Genomic DNA, 7,751 nt, shown 5'->3' with positions numbered 1-7,751 from the left:
GCTGCCGGCGGGAGGCCCGCGCCAGGTCGACGCCGTCCACGACCGCCCGGCCCGACGTCGGGCGCAGCAGCCCGGCGACCACCTGGCCGAGGGTCGACTTGCCCGAGCCCGACTCCCCCACCAGGCCCAGCACCTCGCCGCTCCCGATCTCCAGCGTGACGCCGTCGGCAGCGAGCACGGGGTGCCGGCCACCGTAGGTCACGGTGACGTCGTCGAGCAGCACGGCGGCGCCGCTCCCGCTGGTGGAACCCGCACCAGCACCGCCGGTCGACCCCACACCGCCGCTCGACCCCACACCGCCGGTCGAGCCTGTCGGGACCCGGTTCCCGGAGGAGAAGGCCTCGACAAGCTCGACCGGCGGGGTGCGCTCCCCCAGCCGCGGCACGGCCGCGAGCAGGGTGCGCGTGTACTCCTCGCGCGGCGCCGCGAACAGCTCGCGCACCGGAGCCGCCTCGACGACCCGGCCGTCGCGCATCACCACCACGTCGTCCGCGAGGTCGGCCACCACGCCCATGTCGTGCGTGATGAGCAGCACGGCCGTGCCGCGCTCGTCGCGCAGCCCGCGCAGCAGGTCGAGGATCCCGGCCTGGACGGTGACGTCCAGCGCCGTCGTCGGCTCGTCGGCGATGATCGCGACCGGCTCCTGGGAGAGCCCCATCGCGACGAGCGCGCGCTGGAGCTGACCGCCGGAAAGTTGATGCGGGTAGGACGCCGCGACCCGCTCCGGGTCGCGCAGGCCCGCCTCGAGCAGCAGCTCGAGCACGCGCTCGTGGGCCGCACGCCGGTTCGGCCTGTCGGGCCCGCGCCGGTGCGCCCGCAGCGCCTCGGCGATCTGGTCGCCGACGGTCAGCACGGGGTTCCAGGCACTCATCGGCTCCTGCGAGACGAGCGAGAGCACCGCGCCCCGCACCTCGCGGAACGTCTCGACCGAAGCTCCGACCAGCTCAGCACCAGAACCAGCGCCGGAAAGACCAGCACCGAGCCGGATCGACCCGGCCACCACGGCCGCCTCAGGCAGGAGCCCGAGCACCGCCATCGCCGACACCGTCTTGCCCGAGCCGGACTCGCCAACCAGCGCCGTGACCCGGCCGGGCCGCAATGCCCAGGACACGCCGTCGACGGCGGGCGCCGCGGCGTCGTCGAACACGACGGACAGCCCCTCCACCTGCAGGAGGGGCTGCCCGTCGGTCATCAGGGCGCTGTTCACGGAGCCAGCGAGACCTGCAGGTAGTTCGGGTAGGCCGGGAAGTCCGGGATCCGGAAGTTCTCGACCTTCGAACCGTGCAGGAACGAGTTCTTCGTGTAGATCAGCGGGACCACCGGGGCGTCGCCCAGGATGAGCTGGTCGGCCTCGACCCACAGCTTCGCGGCCGCGTCCAGGTCGGTCTCCTCGGTCGCGCGCTCGATCAGGTCGTCCGCCTCGGGGTTGGCGTACCGGGCCAGGTTGTACCCGCCGTCACCCACCTGCGAGGAGTCGAACAGCGGCTGGACGTTGCCGTTCGCGCTCGGGAAGTCCGGCTGCCACGACGACAGCGTGAGGTCGTACTTCGAGCCGTCACCCTGCGTGACCGTCTCGGTCCACACGTCGTCGGCCTGCGGCACGATCTTGACCTTCAGCCCCGCTCGCTCCAGGCCCTGCTGGATCGCCTGCGCCTTGGCGAGCGTGGGGGCGTCGTCGGTCACCACGAACCGCAGCTCGCGACCGGACCAGCCGGCGCCGTCCAGCAGTCTCTCGGCCTGCTCGACGTCGCCCTCCGGGGCCACGTCGTTCACGCCGTTCGAATACTCCTCGCGGCCCGGGATGCCGGGCGTGACGAGCGTGGTGGCGAAGTCGCCCGCGATCTCGCCGCCGGAGGCGACGCGGTACGCGTTCTTGTCCACGGCCAGGCTGATCGCCTTACGGACGTCGAGGTCGTCCAGGCCGTCGGCCTCCGTGTTGATCGCGAGGTACGCGAGCGCCCCCGGACCCGAGGTGACCAGCCGGTCCTTGGCCGGACCCTGCTGCACCTGCGCGAGCTGCGCCGGGGGCACGAACGTGGCGCCGAAGGCCGAGGCGTCCTCGCCCGAGTCGGCGATGAGCCGCTGGGCCACGACGGTCTCGTCCTGGCTCAGCTCGAACACGACCGTGTCCGGGCCGGCGGTGCGGGCCTCGTCCGTGGCGGCGTCCCACTCGGGGTTGCGCTCCAGGGTCACCGAGGTGCCCTCGACTGTCTCCGCGACCCGGTACGGACCGGTCGCGACCGGCGTGGTCGTGTACGTCTCGATGTCGTCCTTCGCCTCGGGCACGGCGCCGAACGCCGGCATCGAGACGATCCACGGCCAGTCGCCGTACGCGCTGTCCAGGTGGAACACGATGGTCTTGTCGTCCGGTGTCTCGATCGAGTCGAGCTCGTCGCCCTGGAACGGCCCGGTGTACTCGTCGGCCCCCTCCAGCAGGTTCTTGTGGTAGCTCAGGCCGCCCGAGAGCTCCGGGGCGAACGAGCGCTCCACCGAGTACTTGACGTCCGCCGAGGTGATGGGCGTGCCGTCCTCGAACCTCAGGCCGTCCTTCAGCGTGAAGGTCCAGCTCGCCCCGTCGTCCGACGGCGTGCCGATGTCTGTCGCGAGGTCGGGGACCACCTCGGTGGTGCCGTCGGGGTTGGTCTGCCACGAGGTCAGCCGGCGCTCGACCAGGCCGAGCGTGGTGATCGCAAGGTTCTGGCTGGTGGCCGGGTCCCAGTTGATGGCGGGGCTGCTGGTCAGGATGTGCAGCTCACCGCCCTGCTGGACGGCGGTGGCCGCGTCGCTCGAGGTCGCGGCGGGCTGCGAGTTGGCGTTGCACGCCGTCAGCGCGAGCGTCGTGGCGACGGCGATGCCGGCGACCGCCGTCCGGCGGGCAGGCCTGCGCGAGGTGCGCGGTGCGTGGGTCATCTGGTCCTTCTTGTCTCTGGGGTGGAACGCGTCTGGTGCGGCTCGGGCCGCGGGGTGCGGGGTCGGGGGTCACCGACGACATCGCCTGGTCATCGGGTTCTCCCTCCGCGTCGCACCCGCGGGTCGAGCACGCCGTAGACGACGTCGACCGCCAGGTTCGCGACCACCACGATGGCCGCGGTGAAGACCGTGACGCCCACGAGCAGCGGCACGTCGGTGCTGCCGACCGCCTCCATGAGCAGCGCGCCGAGCCCGGGCATCGAGAACACCCGCTCGGTGATGACGGCGCCGCCGAGCAGGGCGCCGAGATCGAGCGCGAAGAGCGTGACCACGGGGATCGCCGCGTTGCGCAGCGCGTGCCGGGTCACGACCCGGCCCTCCCTCAGCCCCTTGGCGCGCGCCGTGCGGACGTACGGCGCACCGAGCTCCTCCAGCATCTGCGAGCGGGTCAGCCGCGCGTAGACCGCCGCGGACAGCAGCGCGAGCACGGCCCACGGCAGCGCCAGGTGCCACGCCCAGTCCACGGGGCTCTGGGCGAACGGCACGTAGCCGGACACCGGCACCATGTCGAGCGTGAAGCCGAACAGCAGGATCCCGAGCAGGCCCACCAGGTAGCTCGGCGCGGAGACGCCCGTGATGGCCGCCACCATGAGGCCGCGGTCCAGCGGGGTACCGCGGCGTACGGCGGCCACGGCGCCCGCCCCGACGCCGACCACGAGCCACAGCACCGCGGCGCCCACCGCGAGGGAGGCCGTGACGCCGAAGCGCCCCACGACCAGCTCGGTGACCGGTGTGTTCCGCGCGAAGGAGTAGCCGAGGCACGGTCGCGGGCAGTCGATGGTCGCGCCCGCCGAGCCGAAGGTGCGGCCCGTGAACACGCCCCGCACGAAGTCCCACCACTGCTGGACCACGGGCGCGTCCAGGCCCATGAAGGCGCGCGCCGTCTCCAGCCGCTCGGGCGTGCACGGCTTGCCGCACGCGAGCGCGGCCGGGTCGGCGGGCAGCAGCACGAACAGCGCGTAGGTGAGGAACGAGACGGTGAGCAGCACGAACGCGAGCGTCGCGAGGCGGATGCCGAGGAACCGGACAAGCGTCATCGCGCACCTCCGCGCCGCCGGCGCCTGGAGGAACCTCCGCGCGGGTCGAGCGCGTCGCGCAGGCCGTCGCCGAACGCGTTGAACGCGAGCGTGACGCCGAACAGCGCGAGCCCGGGGAACAACAGGTACACGGGGTCGACGGCGAACCAGGTCACGGCGTCGCCGATCGACCGACCCCAGGACGGGGTGGGCGGCGGCACGCCGACGCCCAGGAACGACAGCGCCGCCTCGGCGCCGATGGCGCCCGGGATCGAGATCGTCGTGAACACCACCACGGTGGAGGCGAGGTTGGGCAGCACCTGGCGGAACAGCACGTGGGCGTGCGAGGCGCCGAGCGCACGGGAGGCCCGCACGAACCCGGAGGCGCGCAGTGCCATGGTCTGGCCGCGCACGACCCGTGCGATGGACGACCAGCCGAACAGGCCGATCACCAGCACCAGGAGCAGCAGCCGCGGGAACCAGTCGGGCGCGACGGCGCCGACGGCGATCATGAAGACCAGTGCGGGCAGCCCGATCAGCACGTCGATCAGGCGGGCGACGACCCAGTCCACCCAGCCGCCGAAGTAGCCTGCGACCAGGCCGAGCACGGTCCCGACCAGCATGGACACGACCGTCGCGCCGATCCCGACCAGCAGCGAGGTGCGCGAGCCCATGACCACGATCGCGAACAGGTCGCGGCCCGTGAGCGGCTCGACGCCGAACCAGTGCTCGGCGCTGACGCCGCCCAGCGGCCCGGCAGGCGCCCCGGTCGGACCGAGCGCGTCCAGGTCGTAGGTGTAGGGATCCACGCCGAGCGCCCGGGTGATCAAGGGCGCGGCCAGCGCCACCAGCGCGTAGGCCACGACCACGACGGCGCCCACGAGCGCGAACCGGTCGCGGGCCAGCCGGCGCCACAGCGGTACACGGCCGGTGACGACGGCTGCCGAGGCCGGGGCGACCGGCTCGGCGGAGCGGTCGAGCGACATGGGACTCCTAGGGACGACGGGACATGGCGGGAAGGCGGTGCTGCGAGCACCGACAACACGACATGCGCACGATTCGTCTCCTGGGCTGCGTCCGACGGCCAGGGATGACCGCCCCTGACCGGTGTGCCCTGTTCGGGCCGAGCAGAACCATAGTCGATACCTCTGGCACCTATCGACCATCTCGAACGATCTGTGGCGCACATCTCGCCCGCGCACCCCGCGCGCACCACGGTCCCTGCCTGTGGAAACCGTGCGCTTCGGCTTGCTCGAATCTGGGACACTGGTGCGCATGAGCATTCCCGCCTCCACCGGGCCGACGGACCCGGCTGCGACCACACCCGCACCTGACACGACACCGACCCACGCCGCTGCGGCGGTACCGGGCGCCGACGTCGTACGCGCGGTGGTCAAGGAGGTACCGGACAAGGTCAGCACCGACGGCCTCGAGGCCAAGTTCGACGAGCGCTGGACGGCCGAGCAGACCTTCGCCTTCGACCGCACCAAGACCCGCGACGAGGTCTACTCGATCGACACCCCGCCGCCCACGGTCTCGGGCTCCCTGCACGTGGGGCACGTGTTCAGCTACACGCACACCGACATCGTGGCGCGCTACAAGCGCATGCGCGGCCTCGAGGTCTTCTACCCCATGGGCTGGGACGACAACGGCCTGCCCACCGAGCGCCGCGTGCAGAACTACTACGGCGTGCGCGTGGACCTGTCGCTGCCCTACGACCCCGACTTCGAGCCGCCGTTCGAGGGCACCGACAAGAACGTCAAGGCCGCCGACCAGGTGCCGGTCAGCCGCCGCAACTTCGTCGAGCTGTGCGAGCGTCTGACGGCCGAGGACGAGAAGGAGTTCGAGGAGCTGTGGCGCCGCCTGGGCGTCTCCGTGGACTGGGCGCAGACGTACCAGACCATCGGTGACTCCTCGCGTGCCACCGCGCAGCGTGCCTTCGTGCGCAACTTCCAGCGCGGCGAGGCCTACCAGGCCGAGGCGCCGGGGCTGTGGGACGTCACGTTCCAGACCGCGGTCGCCCAGGCCGAGCTGGAGGCCCGCGACTACCCCGGCCACTTCCACCGCGTCGCCTTCCACCAGGCCGACGGCGAGCCCGTCTACATCGAGACCACCCGCCCGGAGCTGATCCCCGCGGTGGTCGCGCTGATCGCGCACCCGGACGACGAGCGCTACCAGCACCTGTTCGGCACGACGGTGACCTCCCCGCTGTTCGGCGTCGAGGTCCCCGTGCTTGCGCATCACCTGGCGGAGCCCGACAAGGGCGCCGGCATCGCGATGTGCTGCACGTTCGGCGACCTGACGGACGTGCAGTGGTGGCGCGAGCTGCAGCTGCCCACGCGCTCGATCATCAACCGCGACGGCCGCATCACCCGCGAGGTGCCGCAGTGGCTCGCGGGCGGTCCGGGCGCCGAGCTCTTCGAGGCCGAGGTCGCGGGCAAGACGACCTTCAGCGCCCGCAAGGCGATCGTCGACGCGCTGACCGCGTCGGGCGACATGCCGACCGAGCCGGTCGCCACGCAGCGCAAGGCGAACTTCTTCGAGAAGGGCGACAAGCCCCTCGAGATCGTGACATCGCGCCAGTGGTACATCCGGAACGGCGGCCGCGACCAGGAGCTCCGCGAGGAGCTGCTGGCCCGGGGCAAGGAGCTCGACTTCCACCCTGACTTCATGCGGGTGCGGTACCAGAACTGGGTCAACGGCCTGAACGGCGACTGGCTGGTCAGCCGGCAGCGCTTCTTCGGCGTCGCGATCCCGCTCTGGTACCCGATCGACGCGTCGGGCGAGGTGGACTACGCCAACCCGATCGTCCCGGCCGAGGACATCCTGCCCGTCGACCCGACGTCGCAGGCGCCCGCCGGCTACACGGAGGAGCAGCGCGGTCAGGCCGGCGGCTTCGTGGGTGACGCGGACGTCATGGACACCTGGGCCACCTCGTCCCTGACCCCGCAGATCGTGTCCGGCTGGGAGCGGGACAACGACCTGTTCGAGCGCGTGTACCCGATGGACCTGCGCCCCCAGGGCCAGGACATCATCCGCACGTGGCTGTTCTCCACCGTGGTGCGCTCGCACCTGGAGAACAAGGTGCTGCCTTGGAAGAACGCGACCATCAGCGGCTGGATCCTCGACCCGGACCGCAAGAAGATGTCCAAGTCCAAGGGCAACGTCGTGACGCCGATGGGCCTGCTCGAGGAGCACGGCTCCGACGCGGTGCGGTACTGGGCGGCCTCGGCGCGCCTGGGCACCGACGCGGCGTTCGAGGTGGGCCAGATGAAGATCGGTCGCCGCCTGGCGATCAAGGTCCTCAACGCCTCGAAGTTCGCGCTGTCGTTCGGCGGCGGCGCGGGCAGCGAGATCGCGCTGGACCCGGCCGCGGTCACGGTTTCCCTGGACCGGTCCATGCTCGCGGGCCTGGCCGGTGTGGTCGAGCAGGCCACGGCCGCGCTAGAGGCCTACGACCACACGCGCGCGCTCGAGGCCACCGAGACGTACTTCTGGACGTTCTGCGACGACTACCTCGAGCTCGTCAAGGACCGCGCGTACGGTGCGGGCGCCGACGCCGACGAGGTCTCCCCGGAGACCACCTCGGCCCGGACCGCCCTGGCCATCGCGCTGGACACGATGCTGCGCCTGCTGGCGCCCTACCTCCCGTTCGCCACGGAGGAGGTCTGGTCCTGGTGGCGCGAGGGTTCGGTGCACCGCGCGCCGTGGCCCGTCGCGGCGCCGCTGCGCACGGCCGGTGGCGACGCCGACCCGGCCGATCTC

5 protein-coding genes are annotated in these 7,751 nt (G+C 72.0%); 1 reads left to right on the top strand and 4 read right to left on the bottom strand.

The annotated features are described in order from the left end of the window. The 4 genes from PROKR_RS25460 to PROKR_RS25445 form a co-directional block, all read right to left on the bottom strand. Positions 1–1,207: ATP-binding cassette domain-containing protein (locus PROKR_RS25460; protein WP_051433358.1), on the bottom strand; the 1,207-nt coding region annotated here is incomplete at its 3' end. After that, on the bottom strand, positions 1,204–2,910 hold the full coding sequence (locus PROKR_RS25455) for an ABC transporter substrate-binding protein (RefSeq protein ID WP_036969275.1): 1,707 nt from the start codon (positions 2,908–2,910) through the stop codon (positions 1,204–1,206). The genes PROKR_RS25455 and PROKR_RS25460, both read right to left, overlap by 4 nt. 89 nt (positions 2,911–2,999) lie before the next feature. Then, the gene (locus PROKR_RS25450) at positions 3,000–4,007 is read right to left on the bottom strand and encodes an ABC transporter permease (protein ID WP_036969274.1); all 1,008 of its coding nucleotides are present in this window, start codon (positions 4,005–4,007) and stop codon (positions 3,000–3,002) included. Then, complete coding sequence (locus PROKR_RS25445; RefSeq protein WP_036969273.1) at positions 4,004–4,972, bottom strand: ABC transporter permease; 969 nt, start codon at positions 4,970–4,972, stop codon at positions 4,004–4,006. Before PROKR_RS25445 ends, PROKR_RS25450 begins: the two co-directional genes overlap by 4 nt. Before the next feature lie 289 nt (positions 4,973–5,261). Here PROKR_RS25445 and valS point away from each other — a divergent pair. Further along, positions 5,262–7,751 (top strand): valine--tRNA ligase (gene valS, locus PROKR_RS25440; protein ID WP_036969271.1); only part of this gene is annotated, 2,490 nt, incomplete at its 3' end.

Source organism: Promicromonospora kroppenstedtii DSM 19349 (assembly GCF_000515355.1).
In the GTDB taxonomy this organism is placed as follows: domain Bacteria; phylum Actinomycetota; class Actinomycetes; order Actinomycetales; family Cellulomonadaceae; genus Promicromonospora; species Promicromonospora kroppenstedtii.
The sequence above is the reverse complement of the archived record's forward strand: the minus strand, read 5'-3'. Positions and strand labels throughout refer to the sequence as shown.

Bases quoted from the DNA above. Each gene is read 5' to 3' on its own strand.
- PROKR_RS25455 (WP_036969275.1), bottom strand. From the start codon at position 2,910: ATGACCCACGCACCGCGCACCTCGCGCAGGCCTGCCCGCCGGACGGCG.
- PROKR_RS25450 (WP_036969274.1), bottom strand. From the start codon at position 4,007: ATGACGCTTGTCCGGTTCCTCGGCATCCGCCTCGCGACGCTCGCGTTC.
- PROKR_RS25445 (WP_036969273.1), bottom strand. From the start codon at position 4,972: ATGTCGCTCGACCGCTCCGCCGAGCCGGTCGCCCCGGCCTCGGCAGCC.